The sequence below is a fragment of the Bradyrhizobium sp. CCH5-F6 genome (assembly GCF_001556045.1).
Taxonomy (GTDB): Bacteria; Pseudomonadota; Alphaproteobacteria; order Rhizobiales; family Xanthobacteraceae; genus Bradyrhizobium.
This window is the reverse complement of record NZ_LSIC01000109.1, coordinates 1-23,095: the sequence shown is the minus strand read 5'-3', so window position 1 is coordinate 23,095 and position 23,095 is coordinate 1. Positions and strand designations below refer to the sequence as shown.

Genomic DNA, 23,095 nt, shown 5'->3' with positions numbered 1-23,095 from the left:
AACTGCTTGGCTGTTTCCGCGTCGGTTCGTCGGAGGGCCCGCCTGATGACAGAGCAACAGTTGAGAGAGCAGGAATTTCAGATTGCGCGTTACAGATACCTGGAGCGGGAAGTGACGGATCCGCTCGCGGCATGCCTGCTTCACGGCATCATCGAGGAGCTTGAAGCGGAGCTGCTCAGGGATCGCCGCGATCGGGTGTGCTCCGAGGAGTCCGCGGGGTGCTCTTGACGATCTGCGCTTCGAAGCCATTTGCCTGAAACGTCCTGCGTCGGGGCGCTGATGTCCCCCGGATTCGTACAGGCCATGTCATTAACCGTTCCTTAATCCCGTTCATGCGGATGATCCCTCGGGACTACCAGGGGAGACTGCTCCCATGCTGAAGGACGGCACCTACGCGGCGTGGTACAATACGCCGCTCGATCAGGGTACCGGGATCGTCCATGTGGCAGACGGCCAGATCTGGGGCCGTGACAGCCTCATGACGTATCGCGGCGCCTGCAAGGTTGATGGCGACCGCTTCACCGCGACCGTATCGACCAAGCGTCATACCGACGGGCGGGCAACGGTCTTCGGCGTTGAAGACGAGCTCACGCTGGACATCCAGGGACGCTGCCCCGGCAAGATCGCGACTTACACCGCGACGGCACAACAGGTGCCGGGAATGATCCTCCATGGCACGCTCATCCTGACGGAACAGCAGCCGCCGGCACCGGATCGGGCCGAGCAGGTGCCAGCGTTCAATCCCGGCAAGCTGCCAAGATTGCCGAAGCGCTCGCGCTGAAGACCGCCGCGCCAGATCCGCGCGGCCCTGCATCCGGCTCTTCCCAAAGCTTGCTTCTCAAATCGCCCGCGACCCGCCATTGTGCGACCGCATCAGCGTGGAAGCGGAGCTGCATCAATGTCGGATAAGGTCTCGCGTCGTCAGCTTGCGAAGATCGCTGGGCTGTCCGCAGCCGGGATGACTGGCGCGCTCGGGACGGTCGAAGCCAGGCCCGCACGACCTCCGCGCGGTGGAGGCGGCTTTCCGGCGGGCTTTGTCTGGGGCACGGCGACGTCGTCCTACCAGGTGGAGGGCGCCGTCGCCGAGGACGGGCGAGGGCCTTCGATCTGGGACAGGTTCGTGCGCATCCCCGGCAAGATCGAGGACGGCACCACGGGCGACCGCGCCAATGAGCACTACCACCGCTACAAGGAGGACATCGCGCTCATCAAGGAACTCGGCTGCAGGGCCTATCGCTTCTCGGTGGCCTGGCCGCGGCTGTTTCCGGAAGGCGACGGCAAGCCCAACCCGAAGGGGCTCGATTTCTACAATCGTCTCGTCGACGAGCTCCTGAAGAACGGCATCGAGCCGTGGCTGACGCTCTATCATTGGGACCTGCCCCAATCGCTCCAGGACCGTTTCGGCGGCTGGGCTTCGAAGGAAACTTGCAAGATCTTTGGCGACTACGCGGCCTATGTCGCCGAGCGTCTGACCGACCGGGTCAGGAACGTGTTCACGCTGAACGAGAGCGGCCGCTTCGTCTATTTCGGTTACGGCATCGGCATCGATGCGCCGGGCCTGACGCTGCCACAAGCGGACGTCAACCAGATCAGGCACAACAGCGCGCTGGCGCACGGGCTCGCGGTGCAGGCGGTGCGCGCCCACGGCCGCCGCGGCACCAGGGTGGGGCCGGCCGAGAACGTCGATGCCTGCCTGCCTGCGATCGACACCCCGGAAAACGTTCGCGCCGCGGAGATCGCGCTGCGCGAGATGAATGCCGGCTATCTCAACGTGATCATGATGGGCAAGTATACCGACGCCTTCCTCAAATACGCCGGTGCCGACGCGCCGAAATACACCGACGCCGAGCTGAAGATCATCGGATCGCCGGTTGATTTCCTCGGCCTCAACATCTACGCGCCGCAGCATTACGTGGTGGCCTCCGACCAGGGCGCGGGCTTCATGCCGCTGCCGATCCCGAAATCGTTTCCGCACATGAATTCGGACTGGCTGCGCGTCGGGCCCGAAACGATCTACTGGGTGCCGAAGCTCGCGGCCAAGATCTGGAAGACGGATGCGATCTACATCAGCGAGAACGGCGCCTCCGGCGACGATGCGGTGACGCCGGACGGCAAGATCTACGACACCGACCGCATCATGTATCTGCGCAACTACCTCGCCCAGCTCCAGCGCGCCACCAGCGAGGGCGTGCCGGTGCGCGGCTATTTCCTCTGGAGCCTGATGGACAATTTCGAGTGGGTGTATGGCCTGAACAAGCGCTTCGGCCTCTACCACGTCAATTTCGACACCCAGGTCCGCACGCCCAAACTCAGCGCCAGCTTCTATCGCAACGTGATCGCGAGGAACGCGGCCGGGGTGTAGCTCTCCCCGTTCATAAGCCCGGCCAAGACGTTGCGGCGGCTTCGTGCGGTCGGCTCGATTTTACGTGCGGCGGAAAATCGGGTGAGGGCGCAAACGCCGCGCATTGACTCCACTGCTCCCCTGATTCACAACGCCCTCAACCCTACAACAAGAGGATAACGCCAATGGCTGACGCGCTGATCATCGATGCCTGCCGGACCCCACGAGGCATCGGCAAGGCCGGCAAGGGAGCGCTCTCGGGCATTCATCCGCAGCAACTGGGCGCAACCGTGCTGCGCGCGCTTGCCGACCGCACCGGCATCAATACGGCAGACGTCGACGACATCGTCTGGGGCTGCAGCGCGCAGGTCGCAACGCAAAGCGGCGATCTCGGCCGCATGTCGGCGCTCGATGCCGGCTACGACGTGCGCGCCAGCGCCGTGACGCTCGACCGTTTCTGCGGCTCCGGCATCACCAGCGTCAACATGGCGGCGAGCTCGATCATGGCCGGCGCCGAGGACCTCGTCATCGCCGGCGGCTGCGAGATGATGTCGATGGAGGGACGCCGCGGCTCCGGTCCGATGATGATGGACAACGGCAATCTGCATCTGCGGGCAAAGCATCCGCAATCGCATCAGGGCGTCTGTGCCGACGCCATCGCGACGCTGGAAGGCATCACCCGAAGGGACGTCGACGCGCTCGGGCTGGAGAGCCAGAAACGCGCCGCGCATGCGATCGCGAACGGCCACTTCAAGAAGAGCCTCGTGCCCGTCCACCGCGAGGACGGCAGCCTCGCACTCGACCACGAGGAATATCCGCGGCCGCAGACCACGATGGAAGGCCTGAGCAGTCTGAAGCCGGCGTTCCCCGCCATCGCCGACTACGCGCTCGACGACAAGGGCACGACCTATCGCGGTCTGATCCTGCAAAAATATCCCGACCTGAACATCGACTTCGTGCACCACGCCGGCAACTCCTCCGGCGTCGTCGACGGCGCCGCCGCGATCCTCTTGGCCTCGCCCGCTTACGCCAAGGCACATGGCCTCAAACCGCGCGCCCGCGTGGTCGCGATGGCCAACATGGGGGACTCGCCGACCCTGATGCTGAACGCGCCGGTGCCGGCGACGCGCAAGGTGCTGGCGAAGGCGGGGCTTACCATCGACGACATCGACCTGTTCGAGATCAACGAGGCGTTCGCGGTGGTGGCGGAAAAATACATCCGCGACCTCGAGCTCGATCGCGCCAAGGTCAACGTCAACGGCGGCTCGATCGCGCTCGGCCATCCCATCGGCGCCACCGGCTCGATCCTGATCGGCACCGTGCTCGACGAGCTCGAACGGCGCGACCTGAAGCGCGGGCTCGTCACCATGTGCGCGGCCGGCGGCATGGCGCCCGCGATCATCATCGAGCGAATCTAGCCGGAGCGGGATCCGGAAAAGCGCGGAACGCGGTTTTCCGGGAAGATCATGCGCAAACGACGAGCTGAAGCGCGATGACGGCGATCCCGATCGCATCGCGCGTCAGGTCAGCAATCGCTTCTTGTAGCTCTCGGGATCCATGTCGACGATGTCGACGCTCACGCTTTCGGTGTGTGGAAGCAGATCGCTCATGGTGGCGCGAAGCGCGGAGCTGAGCCGGAGCTTTTGTTCGCCGGTTCGGCCGGCAAGCAGGTGCACGCTGACATGGCAGAAGCCCTGCCGGCGTCCCGCCACGAGATAGTGCTCGTAAGGGATCGCGCGGATCTTGATGTCCTCTGCTTTCATCACGCCGGTCTCCGCGGCGGTGTTGTGCAGCGCGCGCATCAGGGTCTCGGCGTCGAAGCGATCCTGATGGCCGTCATGCGAATATTCAATGACCAGATGAGGCATGCGAACTCCAGCAGTTAGAGCAGAAGCGGCTTCACTGTCGCGGCGGCCTCCCGCAGCAGCGGCAGGAAGCGGTCGATCATCTCGCCCGTCGAAACGCGGTCGACATGAGCGCCGATGTTGATGGCCGCAACGATGGTGCCGTCATAGCGGCGGACGGGGACCGAGATCGATCGAAAACCGGGCTCGGCCTCGCGATCGACCAGCGAATAGCCTTTCTCCCGGTCGACGATGATGGCCGCCTTCACTGCCTCCTTGTCGGTCAAGGTGAACGGGGTCATCGCCGTCAAGGTCATCTCGGAGATCGTCTTGTCCAGTTCCTCGTTCGAATATCTTCCGAGCATGGCTCGTCCGACCGAAGAGCAATAGGCAGGCAGCCTGTAGCCGAGATCGATGCCGGACGAGAACACGCGCGCAGGGCTGGCCCGTGCCACGAACACGACCTCAGGGCCCAGCAGCACCGCCAGCGAGGAGATCTCCTGGGCGGCATTGGAGACTTGATCGAGCACCGGCTGAAGGATCGTGACGATCTGGTTCGATGTCATGTAAGACCCGGCCAGGGTCAGTACCTTCGGGGTCAGCGCGAACATCTTGCCGTCGCTCGACACGTAACCGCGACGCTCCAGCGTGAACAGGATCCGGCGCGCCGTCGCCCGCGGAAGATCGGTCGCCTTTGCGACGTCGCTCAGCGTCATGGCGCGCGTGTCGGCGCCGAACTGCTCGATGACGCGCAGGCCGCGGTCGAGGCTTTCGATGAAGTCGGTGTTGCTGAGTTCGTCGTCGCGCTTGATCTTCGGCATGCGTCTTCGCCTTACCTGGCTGGTTCCAGCGTCTTCAGATCGAAGGACAGATCCGCGGCCTGCTCCGGCGTGGGCGACAGTCCGGCCGTGATGAGGCGACGCGCGATCATCTGGTCGCCGGGACGGTTGATGCTGTCGACCGCGGCCAGCCTGCCTGCGCGATATTGGAATACCGAAAACTTGCCGTCACGCGCATCTCCGCGGATGACGGCCTGGTCGGACGGCGCCGAAAGGCCGACGATTTGCAGCTTGCTGTCGTACTGGTCCGACCAGAAGCGCGGCACGGCATCATAGGCCTCCGGTTTGCCGGCAATGATCGAGCCTGCGGCCCGGCCTTGATCCGTGGCATTCTGCACGGCCTCGAGCCGGACACGGCGATCGGCAAAGGAATTGTGGTGGTTGCTGACGTCCCCCGCGGCATAGATGTTCTGCGCGTCGGTGCGGCCATGCGCGTCGACATCGATGCCGTTGCTGCAGGCAATCCCCGACTGCACGGCAAGATCATCATTGGCAATGCCGCCGATGCCGACCACGATCAGATCCGTGGGTACACGCAGGCCGCTGCCACACACGACCTCATGGACGGCTCCGGATCCCGCGATGGCGACAACGCTGTCGTTGAAGCGGATATCGACCCCGTGCGAACGATGGAGCTCCAGCAAGTACTGCGAGATCGGTGCGGATACCGCCCGCTCCAGAAGCCGTGATTGCGCTTCGATCAGAGTCGCTTTCTTGCCTCTCTTCGCAACCGTTGACGCCACTTCCAGGCCGATGAAGCCGCCGCCGATGATGACCACCTCGCTCGCGGCCTGCAGTCGGGGCTTCAAGGCCATCGCATCGTCCAGCGTGCGCAGATAGACAATGCCGTCACGGTCGTGTCCCGGAATGGCGAGACGTCGGGCGCGGGAGCCGGTGGCAATGACGAGCTGGTCAAACGGGAGGCGATCGTCGGAATCGAGGCAGACCCGGCTGGCCGAGCGATCGAGCGCGATCGCACGATGCCCGAGCAGGAGTTCGATCCCTTGCGCCCTGAAGTAGTCGTGCCCGCGCAAGAACAAGCCGCTATGGGTGAATTCCTCCGACAGGAAGGCCTTCGAGAGCGGCGGTCGCTGATAGGGGAGGTGGAGTTCGTCGGCGACAATGCGGATCGGCGCTTGGTAGCCCTTTTCCCGCGCGCTGATCCCGGCCTGCACGCCCGCATATGACGCGCCCAGGATGACGAGACCTTGCTGCATGACTCTCCCCAAATCGACGCGCGTATGTCGAACATATGTTCAATTTACGCAAGACCATTTGCTGGGCTGTCCGGTGCTGCTCGATTCTTGGGCGGGGCTGCTGCATTAATCCGCTTGATTAGAACTAGACCAGCACTAAAATGCATTCGTACATATGTTCAATACGCGAACAATAGGCAGCATCTCTTTTGCCGCGATCGGGCATTGAGGTGATCGTGCCAGGGTTCAAGGAGGACCTCGCCCGATGATGAGCCAAGAGCAGAACGACCTGATTACCCGCGTCGGCCCGAATGCACCCGCCGGCAAGCTGATGCGTCATTATTGGCAGCCGGCCGCTCTCGTCGTCGAACTCGAAGGCGAGCGTCCGGTGCGTCCGGTCCGGCTGCTGGGCGAAGACTTCGTCCTCTTCCGCGATGAACAGGGTCGCTATGGCCTGATCGATCGGGACTGTCCGCATCGCGGTGCGGATCTCGCCTTCGGTCGCCTGGAGGGTGGCGGGCTGCGCTGTGCCTTTCACGGCTGGCTGTTCGATGTGGAGGGCAACTGCCTGGAAACCCCGGCCGAACCCAAGACCTCGAAGCTCTGCGCGGGCATCAAGCAGCGGGCATACCCGGTGGTGGAAAAGGGCGGCATCCTGTGGGCCTATCTCGGCAAAGGCGAGCCGCCGGCTTTCCCGGAGATCGATTGCTTCGCGGCGCCGAGCCAGTACACCTTTGCCTTCAAGGGCCTGTTCGAGTGCAACTGGCTGCAGGCGCTCGAGGTCGGCATCGACCCCGCTCATGCCTCGTTCCTGCATCGCTTTTTCGAGGACGAAGACGTCAAGGCGTCCTACGGCAAGCAATTCCGGGGCGCGTCGGCCGGCACCGAGGTGCCGATGACCAAGATCCTGCGCGAATATGATCGTCCGATCATCAATGTCGAGAATACCGAGTATGGCCTTCGGCTGATTGCGTTGCGCGAGCTCGACGAGGAGCGCACCCATGTGCGTGTCACGAACCAGCTGTTTCCGCACGGCTTCGTCATTCCCATGAGCACCGAGATGACGATCACGCAATGGCACGTCCCGGTCGATGACGAGAATTGCTACTGGTATGCGATCTTCACCAGCTACGCGGCGCCGGTCGACAAGAAGAAGATGACCGAGCAGCGGCTCGAACTCTACGAGCTGCCGGACTACGTCTCGCGCAGGAACAAGCGCAACGACTACGGCTTCGATCCGCACGAGCAGAAGCATGAGACCTATACCGGCATGGGCGCCGACATCAACGTCCATGACCAGTGGGCGGTGGAGTCGATGGGCAAGATCCAGGATCGCACCCGCGAGCATCTCGGACAGTCGGACAAGGCCATCATCGCCTATCGCAAATTGCTGCGTCAGGAGATCGAGAAGGTCGCCGGCGGCCAGAAGCCGATGCTGTTCCTCGACGCGGACAACGCGCGCAGCATCCAGGGGCCTGGCACCATGGACGGGATCGGGCCCAGCAAGGGTTGGGAAACCTACTGGATGGAGGTCGATGTCGCCCGCCGCCGCGGTGCGCCATGGATGGCCCCCGTTCCCGCGGACCAGGCTGAACCCGGATCGAACGTCGTTCGCCTGCCGGCGGCAGGCTAGCCCAGAAGCATCCGCGGGAGATCAAGTTGAATTTCGTCGAGCGATACGGACTGTGGTCCGCGGAACAGATGGAGGCGGCCAAGCGGCTGCGCGCCATCGTGGAGGAGCAGCAGCTGGAGGTGATCCGGCTGTCGTTTCCGGATCAGCATGGAATCCTGCGCGGCAAGACATTGATCGCGAGCGAAGCCGTGCGCAGCCTGGAAAGCGGCTGCTCGATCACCACGACGATGTTCGCCAAGGACACGTCGCACAAGACCGTATTCCCGGTGTTCACGGCCGGGGGTGGCTTTGGCATTCCGGAGATGCAGGGCGCGGCCGACGTTCTCATGGTGCCCGACCCGACCACATTCCGCGTGCTGCCGTGGTCGCCAAAGACCGGCTGGCTGCTTTGCGACGTGCATTTCGGCGACGGACGCCCGGTGCCGTTCGCCACGCGAAACCTGTTCAAGAAGGTGCTCGGCGATCTCGGTGGCCGCGGCTACGATTTCGTCGCGGGGCTCGAGGTCGAGTTTCATATTTTCCGCGTCGAGAACCGGCACATGCAGCCGGAGGACGCCGGGCAGCCCGGCACGCCGCCGGAGGTCAGCCTGCTGTCGCACGGCTACAACTATCTCACAGAGCAGCGCTACGACCAAATGGAGCCGGTGCTCGAAATCATCCGGCGCGACGTGCTGGCGCTGGGCCTGCCGTTGCGCTCGGTCGAGGTCGAATACGGCCCGAGCCAGTGTGAATTCACCTTCCAGCCCACGACGGGCCTGACCCCCGCCGACAGCATGGTGCTGTTCCGCAGTGCCGTGAAGCAGATCGCGCAGCGTCATGGCTATCACGCCACGTTCATGTGCCGACCCAAGATTCCGAACGTGGTCTCGTCGGGCTGGCATCTGCATCAGTCCCTGGTGTCGCGCGCGACGGGTGCGAACGCGTTCATGTCCAGAGACGAGACCCAGCTGCTGTCGGATTTCGGACGTGGCTACCTCGCCGGACTGCTCGCGCATGCGCGCGCCGCGACCGTGTTCACCACGCCGACCATCAACGGCTACAAGCGCTATCGCTCCTATTCGCTCGCTCCTGATCGCGCGATCTGGGGGCGCGACAATCGGGGCGTGATGCTCCGCGTGCTCGGTGGCTCCAACGATCCGGCAACGCGCATCGAGAACCGTGTCGGCGAACCGGCGGCGAATCCCTATCTCTACATGTCGTCGCAGATCCTGTCGGGTCTCGATGGGGTCGACCGCAAGCTCGATCCCGGGCCGAGCGCGGATACGCCGTACGAGACCAACGCCGATCTGTTGCCGAAATCGCTGCGCGAAGCGACCTTCGCGTTGAAGGAAGACCCGTTCTTCCGCGAGAAGATGGGCGCAACCATGGTCGATTACTACACCCACATCAAGAATGCCGAGATCGACCGCTTCCAGGCCGAAGTCTCCGATTGGGAGCAGCGGGAATATTTCGAGATGTTCTGATGCGCGATGCTGCGCCCTTCGCGCCGTCGCGACTACGGGTCTGCCACCTCCGGGAGAGAAATGTGCCGCAACGCTTTGGTCAGTCGTAAGGAAAGACAGATGACGAAAATGAGCCGTTCGATACTTGCACTCGCCATGATGGCCGCTATGGCGGGGCCGGCATCGGCCGACGTAATCAAGGTCGGTGTGATCGGGACCTTCTCGGGGCCCTACGCGCTGTTCGGCAAGAACTTCAAGATGGGCATCGACGCCTGGGTCGCGCAGAACGGCAACAAGGTCGGCGGCCACTCCGTCGAGTTCGTCTACAAGGACGAGGAGGGCCCGAACCCCGCAAAGTCGAAGGCGCTCGCTCAGGAGCTGATCGTCAAGGATAAGGTGCAGTATCTCGCCGGAATCTATTTCACTCCGAATGCAATGGCTGTCGCGCCTCTGCTCGAGGAATCGAAGACGCCGCTGATCGTGATGAATGCGGCCACGTCGTCCATCGTCGAGAAGAGTCCCTACATCGTCCGTACCTCGTTCACGATGTGGCAGAACACGGTCCCGGCGGCGAAAACCGCCATCAAGAACGGAGCCAAGAAGGCCGCCATCGCCGTCAGCGATTACGGTCCCGGCATCGATGCCGAAGCGGCCTTCAAGAAGACCTTCGAGGCCGACGGTGGCGCGGTGGTCGAGGCGATCCGCATCCCGCTCAACACGACCGACTTCAGCCCGATCATGCAGAAGATCCAGGCCGCCGGTGCGGACACCATCTTCTGTTTCCTGCCGTCGGGACCGCCGACCATCGGCTTCTTCAAGGCCTATGTCGACAACGGCCTGAAGGCGGCTGGCGTCAAGCTGATGTCGACCGGCGACATCGTGACCGAGATCGACCTGCCGAGCATCGGAGACAGCAGTCTCGGCGTGCTCTCGACCTATCATTATGCGGTGTCGCACCAATCGCCGGAAAACAAGTCGTTCCTCGAGGCGATGACGAAAGCGGGTGCCGGGCCGGACGAGGTCGCCATGACCGGCGTCGCCGCCTATGACGCCGCGCGTGTCATCTACAAGATGATCGAGGCGACCAATGGCCAGCGCGACCCCGCCAAGGCCGTGGACTCGGTCAAGGGCATGAATTGGGTCAGCCCGCGCGGGTCGGTGTCGATCGATCCCGAAACCCGGCACATCCGTCAGAACGTCTATCTGCGTGAGGTCGCGAAGGTCGATGGCAAGCTGGTGAACAAGGAAACCGGCGTGGTGTTCTCCGACCAGCCCGATTGGGCCCTGAGCAAGCGCTAGAAGCGCGTACCGGCCGCCGGGCGCGTGCTTCGAAAGTCGCAGGCGCCTGGCGGCCGGTTATGCTTGGAAAACCCGGTATCGCCCGCAAGCTCTTAAGTCTTCGTCGACCTCTCAACGATGCGCCGCGCGCGCTCGGCTGGAGGTGCCGGGGCCCGATGGGCGACGACGTCAAAGAGCGTAGCGCTTTCGGCTAGGAACGGACATAGGCTTGGTGATGGGCTTGGTATTGAGTATCCTGACGGACGCGCTGGCCTATGGGATGGTGTTGTTCATCATCTCCATCGGCCTCTCGATCATGATGGGGCTGATGCGCGTCGTGAATCTCGCTCACGGCGCCTTCGCCATGATCGGCGGCTATCTCGCGTCATATGCGCTGCGCGACCTCGGCGTCAATTACGGCATTGCCATCCTGATCGCCGTGTTGGGCGCCATCGCCGCCTCGGTCCCGTTCGAACTGCTGCTCTATCGCCGGATCTATCGCAATGCCGATCCGTTGATCCAGGTGCTGATGACCATCGGCATCACGTTCTTCATCATCGGCATCGTCAATTTCGTCTTTGGACCCACGGTCAAGTCGATTCCGCTGCCCGCGGTGCTGAACGGACCGGCCGATCTCGGCTTCCGCATGATCCCGACACATCGCCTGTTCGTGATCGCCTGCGGCGTGGTGACCGCGCTCGGCCTGTGGTGGCTGGTGGAGAAGACAGAATTCGGCATCAGGTTACGGGCCGCGGTCGATAACAGCGGCATGGCGGATGCCCTTGGCATCCGCACCGAGATCGTCTACGGCGCGACCTTCGCGCTGGCGATCGGGCTCGGTGCATTCGGCGGCGTCGTCGGCGCAGAGATCCTGCCGATCGAGCCCTTCTACGCGTTGCGATACATGGTGACGTTCCTCGTCGTCGTGTCGGTCGGCGGGGCCGGCTCCATTCTCGGAGCATTGTCGGCCTCGATGCTGCTCGGGCTCGCCGATACCACCGGCAAGTATCTTGCACCTGAATTCGGCGAGTTCTTCTTCTATCTTGCGGTGATCGTGACGGTCGTGCTGTTTCCCCACGGCCTGTTCGGAAAGGCGCACGCATGACCGAACTGGTCCTCCCGCACCGGTCGGCCGGGCGTGGCATTCCCTGGATCGCCGAAGCGGCGATCGCACTTGCGTTCGCTGCGGTCGGCGCGCTCGCCTATTACTTGTTTCCCGACGACCTCGCGTTTCTGACACGTCTGATCGGCATCGCCTTCCTCGTGCTGTCGCTCGATCTGGTCACCGGCTATTGCGGCATCGCCACGCTCGGCCATGCGGCGCTGTTCGGCGGCGCCGCCTATGCGGTCGGCGCCGCCTGCGTTCGGGGGATCAGCGATCCCTTCGCGCTGCTCGCGATCGGTCTGTGTGCCGGTGCCGTCCTCGGGCTGGTTTCCGGGGCCTTGATCTCCCGGTTTCGCGGGTTGCCGCAGCTTGTGCTGTCCATCGCCATCGGCCAGCTCGTCGCTGGCCTCGCCAACAAGCTGCAGTGGCTGACCGGCGGCAGCGACGGTCTGTCGGGCCTCGAGCCCGGAAAGGTGTTCGGCGTCTTTGGTTTCGACATGTACAGCCGCACCGCGTTCCTGCTCTCGTTCACCGTGCTCGCAACTACGTTTCTGGTGCTGCGGCGCGTCGTCAATTCGCCGTTTGGACTGATGTGCCGCGCCATCAAGGACGACAGTCTGCGGGCCAGGATGATGGGGGCCTCGATCTATCCGCGCCTCGTCATCATGTACGGCATCGCCGGCGCGGTGGCCGGACTTGGCGGTGCGCTCACCGCCATGAGCACCGGTGTCGTCGGCCTCGACAGCGTCAGCTTCGAACGGTCGGCGGAAGTGCTGGTGATGCTCGTTCTCGGAGGCGCCGGGCATCTCTGGGGTGCGCTGATCGGCTCCGTCATCTTCATGCTGTTCGAGCACGTCGTTGCCGCGGCCAATCCGTTTCACTGGATGACGCTGGTGGGTCTGCTGCTGATCCTCATCGTCGTGTTCGCGCCGCGCGGCCTGATCGGCCCCGTGACGGCGTTGTGCGTCAGGCTGCTCGGCAGGGAAACGAAGACATGAGCGACCTGCTCGAAGCCCGGCACATCTCGTTCTCGTTCGGCGGATTGCACGTCACCCGGGACGTCAGTTTCAAGCTCGCGGCCGGGGACCGCGTGGCGCTCATCGGGCCGAATGGCGCGGGCAAGACCACGCTGGTGAATCTGATCACCGGCGACATCGCCCCCACTGAAGGCCGGTTCCTGATGGCCGGCGAGGACGTCACGACGCTCAGCATCCCGCAGCGTGTGCGCCGGGGGCTGGTGCGCAGCTTTCAGACAACCCGGCTGTTCGCCAATCTGACGGTTGCCGACAACGTCGCCCTGGCCATCATGCAGCGCCGCGGCCTGACCCGCCGGCTGTTGTCGCGCGCGACCGACAGGCCCGAGGTCAAGGCGGAATGGAGCGAGATCCTCGGTCACCTCGGTCTTCTCGATCTCGCCTCTCGCAAGGTCGTCGAACTCGCCTATGGCCAGCAGCGGCTGATGGAGCTTGCCATCGGACTTGCCCTGCGGCCCAAGGTGCTGCTGCTCGACGAGCCCGCCGCAGGCGTTCCCCATGACGAGACGCCCCGCATCCTGGAGGCCATCAACCGCCTGCCTCCCGACATCGCCGTACTGATGATCGAGCACGACATGGACCTCGTCTTCAAATTCGCCCGGCGCGTGATGGTGCTGGCGGCCGGCAGGTTGATCTTCGAGGGATCCGCGGCGCAGGTGACCGCCGATCACGAGGTGCGCCGTGCCTATCTCGGGAGCTATGCCGATGCGCGCCGCACCGCTTGATATCCGCAACCTCAGCGCCGGTTACGGTCCGACCCGCATCATCGAGGAGGTCTCGTTCGAGATCGGTGCGGGTGAACGCCTGGCGGTGCTCGGCCGCAACGGCATGGGCAAGACGACGCTGCTCGCGACCTTGATGGGACTGACGACGCGACATGATGGCGAGATCCGCCTGAGCGGAGAGGATCTTGCGGGCTGCCGAACCTCGGCGCGCGCGGCGAGGGGCCTCGGCTACGTGCCGCAGACGCGCGACATCTTCGCTTCGCTCACCGTCGAAGAGAACCTCCGCGCCGGGCTCAAGGGGCGGCCGCTGTCGATGCTTGAGGAGGCCTACGAGATCTTCCCGCGACTGCGCGAGCGCCGCGGCAATTTCGGCCGGCAATTGTCCGGTGGCGAGCAGCAGATGCTGTCGATGGCGCGTACGTTGCTCGGCAAGCCGTCGATCCTGTTGCTCGACGAGCCGCTCGAGGGGCTGGCGCCGGTGATCTGCGACGAGTTGATGGAGCTGCTCGCCAAGCTGGTGGCGAAAGGCGAAATGACGATCGTCCTGGTCGAGCAGCAGGTCGAGCGGGCTCTGGAATTCGCGAGCAAGGTCATCGTGCTGGAGCGCGGGCGGATCAGCTGGTCCGGGAGCCCGCGAACCCTGCTGCAGGATCAGGCGCTGGTCGACAGGTTGATCGGCGTCGGAATCCACTGAATCTCGCGTGCCGTTCAGCACCGCGATATGCGCGTGTCGACCTCAACGGCGGATGGAATTGCGACCGGCCTTCGGCAACGAGGCCGGTCGTCGCTTGTCGAAAGCATCGAATCAGCTTTAGCAAGGCCGCTTGCGGGCCTTTGAAACAAGGCAAAATCCGCTGCTCAAGGCTCCTTCCGCGCTGGAAGTGGCTAAAATGCAGGGTTTTTTGCCACAGAGGGCCAAAAAAGCCCGTAAAATCGCGACAAAACTGTGCAGAAGGCTATAGGCCTTCGCCGGTTGGTCTAATATGCAGCCGTCACGAATCAGAGGAGACACGATGGCAACCCAAATGTCCAAATCGCAGTTGATCGAAAAGATTGCGACCGCCACAGAGCTTTCCAAGCGCGACGTCAAGAACGTCATGGAGACGCTGACCGACGTCGGTCACAAGGAGCTCAAGAAGAACGGCCTGTTCCTGGTGCCGGGCTTCGCCAAGTTCGTGGTCATCAAGAAGCCCGCGACCAAGGCGCGCAAGGGCACCAACCCGTTCACCGGCGAAGAGATGATGTTCAAGGCCAAGCCGGCCCGCAAGATCGTGCGCGCCCGCCCGGTCAAGGCGGCCAAGGACGCCGTGGGCTAACAACGCAAAGGCCCCCTCGATTGAGAGGGGGCCTTTTGTTTGGGGCAGTCGCGAGGGCCTGAGACGGAGGGCTCAACCCTTGCGGCGCTTCACCCGGACCGGAATCGGCTGAAGCCGCGGTTCGGGTCCTGCCAGCGCTTCGCGCACCCGATCGATGGCACGATCGAGCAATTGCCGCAGCTTCTGCGTCTTCCGCGATCGCTTCGCTTTCTCCAGCAATTTCTTCATCGCATTCACTCCGCCGCCTCGACCTTCGCCTCGACCGGCTCGAGCGCCGCGGCGATGGCTTCGTCGACGCGCTCAAGCCAGATGAATTCGAGGTTGTCCCGCGCGCTCTTCGGGATGTCGTCGTAGTCCCGCTTGTTGCGCGCCGGCAGCATCACCCGTTTCAATCCGGCGGCGGCCGCAGCCACCACCTTCTCCTTGATGCCGCCGACCGGCAGCACCAGGCCGCGCAGGGAGATCTCGCCGGTCATGGCCGTGTCGCTGCGCACCGTGCGATTGGTGAGCAGGGACGTCAGCGCCGTGAACATCGCAACGCCCGCGCTCGGCCCGTCCTTCGGGGTTGCGCCCGCGGGGACGTGAACGTGGATGTCGCTCTTCTCGAACAGCTGTGGATCGATGCCGAGCTGGTTGGCTCGGCTCTTCACCAGTGTCATCGCTGCCTGCACGCTCTCGCGCATGACGTCGCCGAGCTGGCCCGTCAGGATCATCCCGCCCTTGCCGGGCACGCGCGAAGCCTCGATGAACAGGATGTCGCCGCCGACGGGCGTCCAGGCAAGGCCGGTGGCGACGCCTGGAACGCTGGTGCGCTGTGCGATCTCGCCTTCGAAGCGCGGCTGGCCGAGCACCGTGACGATGTCCTTCGCCGTGATCACGACCTTCGCGGCCGTGCCTTCGGCGACCTGCACCGCGGCATGCCGGAACAGCTTGCCGATCTCGCGCTCGAGGTTACGCACGCCGGCTTCGCGGGTGTAACCCTTGACCACCAGCTTCAGCGCCTCCGGCTCGATCTCGGCCTGCTCGGCCGAGAGGCCGTTGGCCTCGAGCTGCCGCCGCACCAGATAGCGCTGCGCGATCTCGAGCTTCTCGTCCTCGGTGTAGCCGGCGAGGCTGATCAGCTCCATGCGGTCCAGCAGCGGTCCCGGGATCTGGTCCAGCATGTTGGCGGTCGCGATGAAGACGACGCGCGACAGGTCGAAGGGCACGCCCAGGTAATTGTCCCGGAACGTCCCGTTCTGCTCGGGGTCGAGCACCTCCAGCATGGCAGCGGAGGGATCGCCCTGCACGCCGCGGCCCATCTTGTCGATCTCGTCCAGCATCATGACGCAGTTGCGCGCGCCCGCTTTCTTGATGCCCTGGATGATGTTGCCGGGCAGCGCGCCGATATAGGTGCGCCGATGACCGCGGATCTCGGCCTCGTCATGCACGCCGCCCAGGCTGACGCGCACGAAGGGACGGTTCATCGCACGCGCGATGGATTGTCCCAGCGAGGTCTTGCCCACGCCGGGCGGGCCGACGAAGCACAGGATCGGAGCCTTGCCCTGCGGGGCGAGCTTGCGCACCGCCAGATATTCGATGATCCGGGTCTTGATCTTCTCCAGGCCGAAATGGTCGGCGTCCAGGATGGCGCGAGCCTCCTTGATGTCGATCGGCTTCTCCTCGGGCAGCGCCCAGGGCAGCTCGATCAGCCAGTCGAGATAGGTGCGGACCATGCCGGCTTCGCCGGCGGCTTCCGGCATGCGCTCATAGCGGCGCAGCTCCTTCCTGGCGTGCGCCTCCGCCTCCGGCGGCATGTTGGCCTTGGCGATCGCCGCCGTCAGCTCGGTGACCTCGGCCGCCTTGCCGTCGCCTTCGCCCAGCTGGCGCTGGATGGTCGCCATCTGCTCGCGCAGGATCGCCTCGCGCTGCCGCTCGTCGAAGGAGGCCTTGGTCTGCTGGCCGATCTCCTTGCTAATGCGCAGCACCTCCAGCCGCTCGGCCAGGTGCTTCGACACCTTCTCGACGCGCAAAGCGAGGTCGATAGTCTCCAAGACCTCCTGCTTGTCCTGCGGCTTGATGTCCATGAACGAGGTCGCCAGATCCGCCAGCGCGCCGGGTGCGCTGGTGCCCTGGAACATGGCCGCCAGCTCGGGCGGCGCCTGCGGCAGCAGCTCGATCGCCTCGATGGCTTGGCGCTGTAGGTTCAATGCCCGCGCCTCGATCTCGGGCGAGGTCGTGGTCGGCTCGGGGATCTGCTGGAAGCGCGCAACGGGGAACGGCGTCCCCGGCAGGAAGTCGAGCAGGCGCGCGCGCTGCACGCCCTGGCAGACGATGTGATGGGTGCCGTCGGGCGCGGTGATGTAACGCACGATGTTGGCGATGGTCGCGACCCTGTAGAGATCGTCCGGCCCGGGCTCCTCGGTCTGGGGGCTGCGTTGCAGGACGATGCCGATCGGCCGCTGTTCGCGCAGCGCCTGCTGCGCGGCGGCGATGGACTTCGCCCGGCCGATCGTGATCGGCGCGATGGCGCCGGGAAACAGCACCATCTCGCGCACGGGGACGATGATCAGCGCGTCCTCTGGGATCTTCACGTCGTTGTTGGTGTGTTCGTTGTTCATCTGTTCGGTGGCCATGATCGACCTCAGGATTTGGCGAGGCGCAGTGCGACGCAGCCGTCCATCACGAAGCGGCTGATCGCGTAGCGGCCAAGGGGCAATGCAATGCGGCGCTCGAAACGCCCTTGCGGCAGCTCGAGCCGGTGGATGCGGGCGTTGCGGAGCTCCGGCGGGAGGGTGCGCTGACCGGAGATGATGAGGACGCCGTCATGGATGACCGTCTCGACATTGTCCGGATTGACGCCGGGAAGCGCCACCAGGATCAGAAGCTCCCGCTCGGTTTCGAGCACGTCGATCGGCGGCTCCCAGCAGGCTTCCTGGCGGCCGAACTGCTGGCGCAGCCGATCGGCGCGGGTCAGCGAGTCCAGGGCTTCGGACAGCATCCAGTCGAGGGGGTTTTTGGGTTGCATGATGCGGGCTCGGGGTGGGAAAGCCTGCATATGGGGCTGGTTCCCGGGAAATCCAGTGCGGTGGCGCCGGTGTGCCATGCGCCGGCGTGCCATCACGCAAGAAGGTGCCGAACAAGAAAAACGCCGCGGCTCGCGCCGCGGCGTTTTGTCATTGGCCGGCGCGGGTCATGCCGCGGCGCGGTACTCTTCTTCCGCTTCGAGGTTGATCACGGAGATGGCGAGCTCCGTCAGCGCGTGATCGGTCGCCTCTTCCTCGTCCAGCGTCTCCTGGAGCAGCCTTGCTGCGTCCTGCATGCCGAGCTCCTCGGCCCAGGTGCGGAGCGTGCCGTAGCGGGAGATCTCGTAATGCTCGACAGCCTGGGCCGCCGCGAGCAGTCCCGCATCGAGCGCCGGCGCACCCTTGAAGTCCTTCATGATCTCGGCGCCCTCGTCGGTAATGCCGTTGATGGCCTCGCAGGGCTTGCCGCGGGCGGGTTTGCCCAGCATCTTGAAGATCTGGTCCAAGCGCTTGACCTGGCCCTGGGTCTCGCGCAGGTGCTTGTTGAAGGCGGCGGACAGCTCTTTCGACTGTGCTGCCTTCGCCATCTTGGGCAAGGTCTTGATGATCTTGTTCTCGGCGAAATAGATGTCCTTCAGCGTCTCCAGAAACAGGTCGCTGAGCATCTTCGGGGCCTGACGCGGTCGCCGCGCCGCTGTCTTCCTGGTCGCGCGCTTCTTTGCTCGTTTAGCCATATGTCCTCCTCTTGAGGTGACACGGGAAGGCGTCGCCTTCCTCAATCCTCGGGCGATCAAGACGTTGGGAGAACGAAAGTTCCAAACTGCAATCGGCGTCGCTGCGATCGCTCAGGTCGGGCGCTTGTACGGGTCTTCCTGGCGCTGCAGCTCTTCCGTCGCGCGATCGAGGCGTGCCCGCTCGCTGCGGCGCAGGTGGCCGGCCTTCATCACCCCGTAGACGAGGACCCCGCCGAGCACGAACGCGCCGATGAACCAGAGCCAAAGCATCTGGGCCGAGGCGTGGCCCAAGAGCATGCTAACTCCGCTGTCGCTCATGATTGGTCTCCACCGATCTGCATTGCGGTCATGCTGAGCTAAGTCGGCTGTCGAAACCTCGTTCCATCCGGGCGCCTCCTTGCTGCCTCAGACCGGATCCGCGAGCGGTTGCCGCACCGGCGCGCCCTTCCGCTCGCTGCCTCGGGCAGTTCGTGATCGACGGGATTCCGACCGTCCGGACCACCCTGCCATTGGGCTGCGACGATCTGTTGATTTGTGGATGTTTCCGTCCAATTCGTGGCTTGGCAGGAGTGTCACACGCGCCAGATCGGATCCGGAACTCTTTTGCTTGCGCCGCCACATTGGTTTGACGTACTCCGGGCGAACAAGCCCTTCGTCAGGAAATCGAGATGTCCATGACAGCGGACGAACTCGCCAAGAGACAAGCCATCATCGACGCCTGCCGGCGCATGAACGCGCTTGGCATCAACCAGGGCACCTCAGGCAATATCAGTGTCCGGCATGTGGACGGTCTCCTGGTCACCCCGACCAGCGTGCCCTACGACGCCATGACACCCGACCAGATCGTCTTCATGGCGATGGACGGCGCGCATGCCCCCGACCAGAAGCCGTCCAGCGAGTGGCGCTTCCATCGCGACATCCTGAAGTCGCGCCCCGACGTCAACGCCGTCGTGCACGCCCATCCGACCTACTGCACCATCCTGGCGATCATGGGCATGGAGATTCCGCCGGTGCACTACATGATCGCGGCTGCCGGCGGCGACAGTATCCGCTGCGCGCCCTATGCGACGTTCGGAACGGCGGAGCTGTCGGAGCATGCGGTGCGGGCGCTGGAGGGCCGGCTCGCCTGCCTGCTCGACCACCACGGCATGATTGCGATCGGCAAGTCGCTGGACAAGGCGATGTGGCTGGCCGTCGAGGTCGAGACGTTGGCGCGTCAATATCACGGCTGCCTCCAGATCGGACGACCGCCATTGCTTCCGAGCGACGAGATCGAGCGGGTCCGCCAGCGCATGGCCGGCTACGGCCTGTCGGAAGGGTAGGGGCGGGCAGAGGGTGTTCGTGCGGATCAGGCATCTCGTCGATCGCAAGGGGGCGAACCGCACCATGGTTCGGCTGCGCGCCCTGCTGCGCAGCAACGAGTTCTACCTGATCCCGCTCGCGCTGGTGATCGGCACGCTCGCGGGCTCGGTCGTGACGCTGATGGCCCAGATCGCCCAGATCGCGCATGTGGTGATCTACGGCATTCCCATTGATGTTCACCTGTCGGCTCACGCGCGCGTCAGTCCGTGGGCGGCACTGATCGCGCCTGCACTCGGCGGACTGTTGCTCGGAATCATGGAATGGTCGCGGCGGCGCATGAAGATCTCGAACGCGGTCGACCCGATCGAGGCGAACGCGCTGCGCGGCGGCAATCTCTCGATGCGCGACAGCGTGGTGGTAGCGGGTCAGACCCTGATCTCGAATGGCTGCGGCGCCTCCGTCGGCCTCGAGGCGGGCTACACGCAGATCGGTTCGGGCCTCGCCTCGCTGATCGGCAAGTTCTTCAATCTTCGCCGCAACGATCTGCGGCTGATGGTCGGTTGCGGCGCTGCCGCCGCGATCGCGGCGGCGTTCGGTGCGCCGATCACGGGCGCCTTCTACGCCTGCGAGCTGATCGTCGGCGTCTATGCGGTCGGCAGCGCCGCTCCGATCCTGGCGGCCTCGCTCGCAGGCGCCCTGACCGCGCAATGGCTCGGCGGCGCGCCGTACTCGCTCGAGATACCCAAGGTCAGCGCGGTCGGCGTCGAGCAATATCTGGCACTGATCGGGCTCGCCCTCGTCACCAGCGGAGTCGGCATCGCCGTGATGCGATCCTCGCCGATGTTCGAGCGCTTGTTCGCCTGGTTGCCGGTCTGGCTGCGCCCGGTGTTCGGCGGCCTGATCGTCGGCGGTTTTGCGATCGTCACGCCGCAGGTGCTGGCGGCCGGCCACGGCGCCATGGTGCTCGATCTCTTTCACGACATGACGATCGGCCTGATCGCGCTGATCATCGCCTTGAAGGTGACCGCCTGCCTGATCTCGCTCGCCTCGGGTTTCCGCGGCGGCCTGTTCTTCGCCTCGCTGTTTGTCGGCAGCCTGATCGGAAAGTTCTTTGCCGCGGTGCTGCTCCTGATCAGCCCGAACTTCGCGATCGATCCGCTGGTGGCGATGCTGACGGGCATGGCGACGCTCGGCGTCGCCATCGTCGGCGGTCCCCTCACGATGTCGTTCCTCGTGCTCGAGATGACCCGCAATGTCGACGTCACCGCCGTGGTGCTGGCCGGCTGCATCGTCACCTCGATCTGCGTCCGCTTCATGTTCGGCCATTCCTTCTCGACCTGGCGCCTGCATCTGCGCGGCGAGACCATCCGCAGCGCCAACGACGTCGGCTGGCTGCGCAACCTCACGGTCGAACGGCTGATGCGTTCCGATGTCGGCAAGGTGCCGTCGACCACGACGATCGCGGCGACGCGGCGCGAATTCCCGCTGGGCTCGCGGCCGGGTATCGTCATCGTCAACAATGCCGACGAATATGTCGGCCTCGTCATGCTGCCCGACCTGTTCGCCAACGATCTCGATACCATCGCCGACGACATCCAGGTGGTCGAGCTTGCCCGCCTCACCGACATCGTGCTGATCCCGGAAATGAACGTGAAGTCGGCGATGGCGGTGTTCGACGAGGCCGAGGCCGAGATGTTGGCGGTGGTCGATTCCACCGACAGCCGCAAGGTGGTCGGCTTCCTCACCGAGACCTTCGCACGCCGCCGCTATGTCGAGGAGATCGACAAGGCGACGCGCGGCGTGCTGGGGGCCCTGTCGTAAGGGTCGGCTATCGGCCGGGTGGGGCTGCAACGAGGCAGGTCACGATCCGGCGGACCAGTGGCAGGACCACGAGCAGCGTCGGAAAGGCGACGAGCCAGGACAAGGCCCAGGCGCCCGGCCAGGCCGCCAGGAAGGCCGGCGTTGCGCCGAGGCTTCGCAGCGTCGAAATGACCGACACCACCGCGGTCATGAGGATGGACAGCACGAATGGCATCACGATCGGCGCATAGCGCGCCGGCAGTTTGCGAACCGCAATCATCTGATTTCTTTCGAGGAAAAGGACGCGTCGATCACGTTGAACCCTGGAAATTGGCATCGATCCCGACGGCGTCGGTTGATGCGTTGGTTCACGTGAAACGCTTACTGCGACCGAAAACGGCGCGGCTGTTCATGAACCGCTCAGGTTGGATGGTTCAAACTGCATCCGATCGTTCGGTTGACAATCGTTCAAAGGGTGGCAGATCGCCGTGATCATGGAACCATTTCAAGGGTTTGCGCATTGACAATGGTTTACTATGTCTTCTTGGCGAGAACAGAGGGAAGGTCGAGATGAGTATTGGACCGATGATTTCCGCAGCCGGCCGCAACACGGTCGTGGCCGCGTTCGCAACCCTCGCCCTGATTGCAGCCTCCGGATCCCCGTCCGCGGCGGCTTCGGCCGGGACACCGGGCCCCAAGTCGGCCGTCGTGGGCCAGGCTGCTTCCGACGTCACCGATTTCAGTTCAGCGCGGCGTCGCTACTATCATCGACGCGGGTCGAACGCCGCAGGTCTCGCCTTCATGGGCATGGCGGCAGGTTTGATCGGAGGCGCGATCGCCGAGAGCCGCCGCCGCGAGTACTATGAGAACCGCTATTATTATGGCGCGCGTCCTTACTATGGCGGTCATGGCTACTATGGCGGTCCGGGCTACTACGGCGGCGGTCCCCGCTATTACGGTCCGGGCTATGGTTACGCGCCGTATTGAGCGGGCCAGCTGACGGATTGAGTTGCCCAGAAGAGGGCGGCGCTTCGTGCCGCCCTCTTTGTTATCGGGACGTTGTAGCCCGGGTGAGCGCAGCGATACCCGGGACGTCACGCGCAGGGATCCCGGATGTCGCTCCGCTCATCCGGGCTACGGCGAGCTTGCTGTGTCGCCCCTTGTCAATCCACCATCGCTAAAATATTCTACTTTACCGAAATTCTGTTTTGCCGTACATGTCGTCCATCCCGGCTCATCTTGAGGGGCGATCGTGTGGTCGTCATGTTCGCGAGCCGGGCTTTGCGGCGGACGCGGCAGCGTCGGGCGCGAGAGGCCAGGGGCAGGGCGGATTGCTCTCCGTGAGTCCTGGGCATCGCGCGGACGAACGGCGCTGTCAGGCTTCGCCTCGTCTGCAAGTTTCCGGCTTCGTCGACAGGGCCGGGAAAACTGCGGCGAAATGGCGGGCCGTGCGTACGGCAAAACCGTGTGGTCCTGGCCGTCGTTGCTACGGTCAAGCTCT

24 protein-coding genes are annotated in these 23,095 nt (G+C 64.3%); 15 read left to right on the top strand and 9 right to left on the bottom strand.

Annotation, left to right across the window (positions count from 1 at the left end; all coding sequences use genetic code 11):
* Nucleotides 1-45 precede the first annotated feature (45 nt).
* From AX729_RS19735 to AX729_RS19720, 4 genes are all read left to right on the top strand, one after another.
* Nucleotides 46-228 (top strand): hypothetical protein, encoded by a 183-nt coding sequence (locus AX729_RS19735; RefSeq protein WP_061026028.1) that lies wholly within the window; start codon nt 46-48, stop codon nt 226-228.
* A gap of 145 nt (nt 229-373) precedes the next feature.
* Nucleotides 374-781, top strand: coding sequence for a hypothetical protein (locus AX729_RS19730; protein ID WP_061026025.1), 408 nt, complete (start codon nt 374-376; stop codon nt 779-781).
* 117 nt (nt 782-898) lie between these two features.
* Nucleotides 899-2,362 carry a GH1 family beta-glucosidase gene (locus AX729_RS19725; RefSeq protein WP_061026024.1) on the top strand — a complete coding sequence of 488 codons (1,464 nt, stop codon included), beginning with the start codon at nt 899-901 and terminating at the stop codon, nt 2,360-2,362.
* Between the two features lie 164 nt (nt 2,363-2,526).
* A complete protein-coding gene (locus AX729_RS19720; protein WP_061026022.1) occupies nt 2,527-3,759 on the top strand; it encodes an acetyl-CoA C-acetyltransferase in 1,233 nt (410 codons plus the stop codon).
* Between the two features lie 102 nt (nt 3,760-3,861).
* On the opposite strand, the gene AX729_RS19715 is transcribed toward AX729_RS19720, so the two are convergent.
* The 3 genes from AX729_RS19715 to AX729_RS19705 are packed head-to-tail and all read right to left on the bottom strand — an operon-like array spanning nt 3,862 to nt 6,241.
* Nucleotides 3,862-4,209, bottom strand: coding sequence for a 5-carboxymethyl-2-hydroxymuconate Delta-isomerase (locus tag AX729_RS19715; protein ID WP_061026020.1), 348 nt, complete (start codon nt 4,207-4,209; stop codon nt 3,862-3,864).
* 14 nt (nt 4,210-4,223) lie between these two features.
* Nucleotides 4,224-5,006 (bottom strand): IclR family transcriptional regulator domain-containing protein, encoded by a 783-nt coding sequence (locus AX729_RS19710; RefSeq protein ID WP_061026019.1) that lies wholly within the window; start codon nt 5,004-5,006, stop codon nt 4,224-4,226.
* Between the two features lie 11 nt (nt 5,007-5,017).
* Complete coding sequence (locus tag AX729_RS19705; protein WP_061026017.1) at nt 5,018-6,241, bottom strand: NAD(P)/FAD-dependent oxidoreductase; 1,224 nt, start codon at nt 6,239-6,241, stop codon at nt 5,018-5,020.
* A gap of 244 nt (nt 6,242-6,485) precedes the next feature.
* On the opposite strand from AX729_RS19705, the gene AX729_RS19700 reads away from it, so the two are divergent.
* The 8 genes from AX729_RS19700 (at nt 6,486) to AX729_RS19665 (ending at nt 14,753) form a co-directional block, all read left to right on the top strand.
* A complete protein-coding gene (locus tag AX729_RS19700) occupies nt 6,486-7,853 on the top strand; it encodes an aromatic ring-hydroxylating dioxygenase subunit alpha (protein ID WP_061026015.1) in 1,368 nt (455 codons plus the stop codon).
* 26 nt (nt 7,854-7,879) lie between these two features.
* On the top strand, nt 7,880-9,316 hold the full coding sequence (locus tag AX729_RS19695) for a glutamine synthetase family protein (RefSeq protein WP_061026014.1): 1,437 nt from the start codon (nt 7,880-7,882) through the stop codon (nt 9,314-9,316).
* Nucleotides 9,317-9,424: 108 nt separating this feature from the next.
* Complete coding sequence (locus AX729_RS19690) at nt 9,425-10,594, top strand: ABC transporter substrate-binding protein (protein WP_156457080.1); 1,170 nt, start codon at nt 9,425-9,427, stop codon at nt 10,592-10,594.
* 214 nt (nt 10,595-10,808) lie between these two features.
* Nucleotides 10,809-11,678: a branched-chain amino acid ABC transporter permease gene (locus AX729_RS19685; RefSeq protein WP_061026010.1), complete on the top strand. Its 870-nt coding sequence runs from the start codon at nt 10,809-10,811 to the stop codon at nt 11,676-11,678.
* Nucleotides 11,675-12,676 carry a branched-chain amino acid ABC transporter permease gene (locus AX729_RS19680; RefSeq protein WP_061026009.1) on the top strand — a complete coding sequence of 334 codons (1,002 nt, stop codon included), beginning with the start codon at nt 11,675-11,677 and terminating at the stop codon, nt 12,674-12,676. Before AX729_RS19685 ends, AX729_RS19680 begins: the two co-directional genes overlap by 4 nt.
* Nucleotides 12,673-13,437, top strand: coding sequence for an ABC transporter ATP-binding protein (locus AX729_RS19675; protein WP_061026007.1), 765 nt, complete (start codon nt 12,673-12,675; stop codon nt 13,435-13,437). Before AX729_RS19680 ends, AX729_RS19675 begins: the two co-directional genes overlap by 4 nt.
* A complete protein-coding gene (locus AX729_RS19670; RefSeq protein WP_061026070.1) occupies nt 13,418-14,131 on the top strand; it encodes an ABC transporter ATP-binding protein in 714 nt (237 codons plus the stop codon). The genes AX729_RS19675 and AX729_RS19670 overlap by 20 nt, the downstream gene beginning before the upstream one ends.
* A 319-nt stretch (nt 14,132-14,450) precedes the next feature.
* Complete coding sequence (locus tag AX729_RS19665) at nt 14,451-14,753, top strand: HU family DNA-binding protein (RefSeq protein ID WP_025037698.1); 303 nt, start codon at nt 14,451-14,453, stop codon at nt 14,751-14,753.
* A 72-nt stretch (nt 14,754-14,825) separates the two neighbouring features.
* On the opposite strand, the gene AX729_RS40540 is transcribed toward AX729_RS19665, so the two are convergent.
* From AX729_RS40540 to AX729_RS19645, 5 genes are all read right to left on the bottom strand, one after another.
* On the bottom strand, nt 14,826-14,981 hold the full coding sequence (locus AX729_RS40540; protein ID WP_197433631.1) for a hypothetical protein: 156 nt from the start codon (nt 14,979-14,981) through the stop codon (nt 14,826-14,828).
* Nucleotides 14,982-14,986: 5 nt separating this feature from the next.
* Complete coding sequence (gene lon / locus AX729_RS19660; RefSeq protein WP_061026004.1) at nt 14,987-17,368, bottom strand: endopeptidase La; 2,382 nt, start codon at nt 17,366-17,368, stop codon at nt 14,987-14,989.
* An 8-nt stretch (nt 17,369-17,376) separates the two neighbouring features.
* Nucleotides 17,377-17,760 (bottom strand): Hsp20/alpha crystallin family protein, encoded by a 384-nt coding sequence (locus tag AX729_RS19655; protein ID WP_027574581.1) that lies wholly within the window; start codon nt 17,758-17,760, stop codon nt 17,377-17,379.
* A gap of 165 nt (nt 17,761-17,925) precedes the next feature.
* Complete coding sequence (locus AX729_RS19650; RefSeq protein ID WP_061026003.1) at nt 17,926-18,492, bottom strand: YciE/YciF ferroxidase family protein; 567 nt, start codon at nt 18,490-18,492, stop codon at nt 17,926-17,928.
* Nucleotides 18,493-18,603: 111 nt separating this feature from the next.
* A complete protein-coding gene (locus AX729_RS19645) occupies nt 18,604-18,810 on the bottom strand; it encodes a LapA family protein (RefSeq protein WP_061026001.1) in 207 nt (68 codons plus the stop codon).
* Between the two features lie 350 nt (nt 18,811-19,160).
* Here AX729_RS19645 and AX729_RS19640 point away from each other — a divergent pair, with 350 nt between their 5' ends.
* Both AX729_RS19640 and AX729_RS19635 read left to right on the top strand, forming a co-directional pair.
* Nucleotides 19,161-19,814 (top strand): L-fuculose-phosphate aldolase, encoded by a 654-nt coding sequence (locus AX729_RS19640; RefSeq protein WP_197433630.1) that lies wholly within the window; start codon nt 19,161-19,163, stop codon nt 19,812-19,814.
* A gap of 13 nt (nt 19,815-19,827) precedes the next feature.
* The gene (locus tag AX729_RS19635) at nt 19,828-21,615 is read left to right on the top strand and encodes a chloride channel protein (RefSeq protein ID WP_082770486.1); all 1,788 of its coding nucleotides are present in this window, start codon (nt 19,828-19,830) and stop codon (nt 21,613-21,615) included.
* A gap of 7 nt (nt 21,616-21,622) precedes the next feature.
* Here the strand turns inward: AX729_RS19635 and AX729_RS19630 are convergent, their stop codons facing one another.
* Entirely contained in the window at nt 21,623-21,874 is a 252-nt protein-coding gene (locus tag AX729_RS19630) for a DUF2798 domain-containing protein (RefSeq protein ID WP_061025999.1), read from the bottom strand.
* A gap of 290 nt (nt 21,875-22,164) precedes the next feature.
* On the opposite strand from AX729_RS19630, the gene AX729_RS19625 reads away from it, so the two are divergent.
* Nucleotides 22,165-22,581 (top strand): hypothetical protein, encoded by a 417-nt coding sequence (locus AX729_RS19625; protein WP_061025997.1) that lies wholly within the window; start codon nt 22,165-22,167, stop codon nt 22,579-22,581.
* Nucleotides 22,582-23,095 lie beyond the last annotated feature (514 nt).

Excerpts from the sequence above, each read along its gene's own strand:
- AX729_RS19735 (WP_061026028.1), top strand. The coding sequence starts at position 46 with ATGACAGAGCAACAGTTGAGAGAGCAGGAATTTCAGATTGCGCGTTAC.
- AX729_RS19730 (WP_061026025.1), top strand. The coding sequence starts at position 374 with ATGCTGAAGGACGGCACCTACGCGGCGTGGTACAATACGCCGCTCGAT.
- AX729_RS19725 (WP_061026024.1), top strand. The coding sequence starts at position 899 with ATGTCGGATAAGGTCTCGCGTCGTCAGCTTGCGAAGATCGCTGGGCTG.
- AX729_RS19720 (WP_061026022.1), top strand. The coding sequence starts at position 2,527 with ATGGCTGACGCGCTGATCATCGATGCCTGCCGGACCCCACGAGGCATC.
- AX729_RS19715 (WP_061026020.1), bottom strand. The coding sequence starts at position 4,209 with ATGCCTCATCTGGTCATTGAATATTCGCATGACGGCCATCAGGATCGC.
- AX729_RS19710 (WP_061026019.1), bottom strand. The coding sequence starts at position 5,006 with ATGCCGAAGATCAAGCGCGACGACGAACTCAGCAACACCGACTTCATC.
- AX729_RS19705 (WP_061026017.1), bottom strand. The coding sequence starts at position 6,241 with ATGCAGCAAGGTCTCGTCATCCTGGGCGCGTCATATGCGGGCGTGCAG.
- AX729_RS19700 (WP_061026015.1), top strand. The coding sequence starts at position 6,486 with ATGATGAGCCAAGAGCAGAACGACCTGATTACCCGCGTCGGCCCGAAT.
- AX729_RS19690 (WP_156457080.1), top strand. The coding sequence starts at position 9,425 with ATGAGCCGTTCGATACTTGCACTCGCCATGATGGCCGCTATGGCGGGG.
- AX729_RS19685 (WP_061026010.1), top strand. The coding sequence starts at position 10,809 with ATGGGCTTGGTATTGAGTATCCTGACGGACGCGCTGGCCTATGGGATG.
- AX729_RS19680 (WP_061026009.1), top strand. The coding sequence starts at position 11,675 with ATGACCGAACTGGTCCTCCCGCACCGGTCGGCCGGGCGTGGCATTCCC.
- AX729_RS19675 (WP_061026007.1), top strand. The coding sequence starts at position 12,673 with ATGAGCGACCTGCTCGAAGCCCGGCACATCTCGTTCTCGTTCGGCGGA.
- AX729_RS19670 (WP_061026070.1), top strand. The coding sequence starts at position 13,418 with ATGCGCGCCGCACCGCTTGATATCCGCAACCTCAGCGCCGGTTACGGT.
- AX729_RS19665 (WP_025037698.1), top strand. The coding sequence starts at position 14,451 with ATGGCAACCCAAATGTCCAAATCGCAGTTGATCGAAAAGATTGCGACC.
- AX729_RS40540 (WP_197433631.1), bottom strand. The coding sequence starts at position 14,981 with ATGAAGAAATTGCTGGAGAAAGCGAAGCGATCGCGGAAGACGCAGAAG.
- lon (WP_061026004.1), bottom strand. The coding sequence starts at position 17,368 with ATGGCCACCGAACAGATGAACAACGAACACACCAACAACGACGTGAAG.
- AX729_RS19655 (WP_027574581.1), bottom strand. The coding sequence starts at position 17,760 with ATGCAACCCAAAAACCCCCTCGACTGGATGCTGTCCGAAGCCCTGGAC.
- AX729_RS19650 (WP_061026003.1), bottom strand. The coding sequence starts at position 18,492 with ATGGCTAAACGAGCAAAGAAGCGCGCGACCAGGAAGACAGCGGCGCGG.
- AX729_RS19645 (WP_061026001.1), bottom strand. The coding sequence starts at position 18,810 with ATGAGCGACAGCGGAGTTAGCATGCTCTTGGGCCACGCCTCGGCCCAG.
- AX729_RS19640 (WP_197433630.1), top strand. The coding sequence starts at position 19,161 with ATGTCCATGACAGCGGACGAACTCGCCAAGAGACAAGCCATCATCGAC.
- AX729_RS19630 (WP_061025999.1), bottom strand. The coding sequence starts at position 21,874 with ATGATTGCGGTTCGCAAACTGCCGGCGCGCTATGCGCCGATCGTGATG.
- AX729_RS19625 (WP_061025997.1), top strand. The coding sequence starts at position 22,165 with ATGAGTATTGGACCGATGATTTCCGCAGCCGGCCGCAACACGGTCGTG.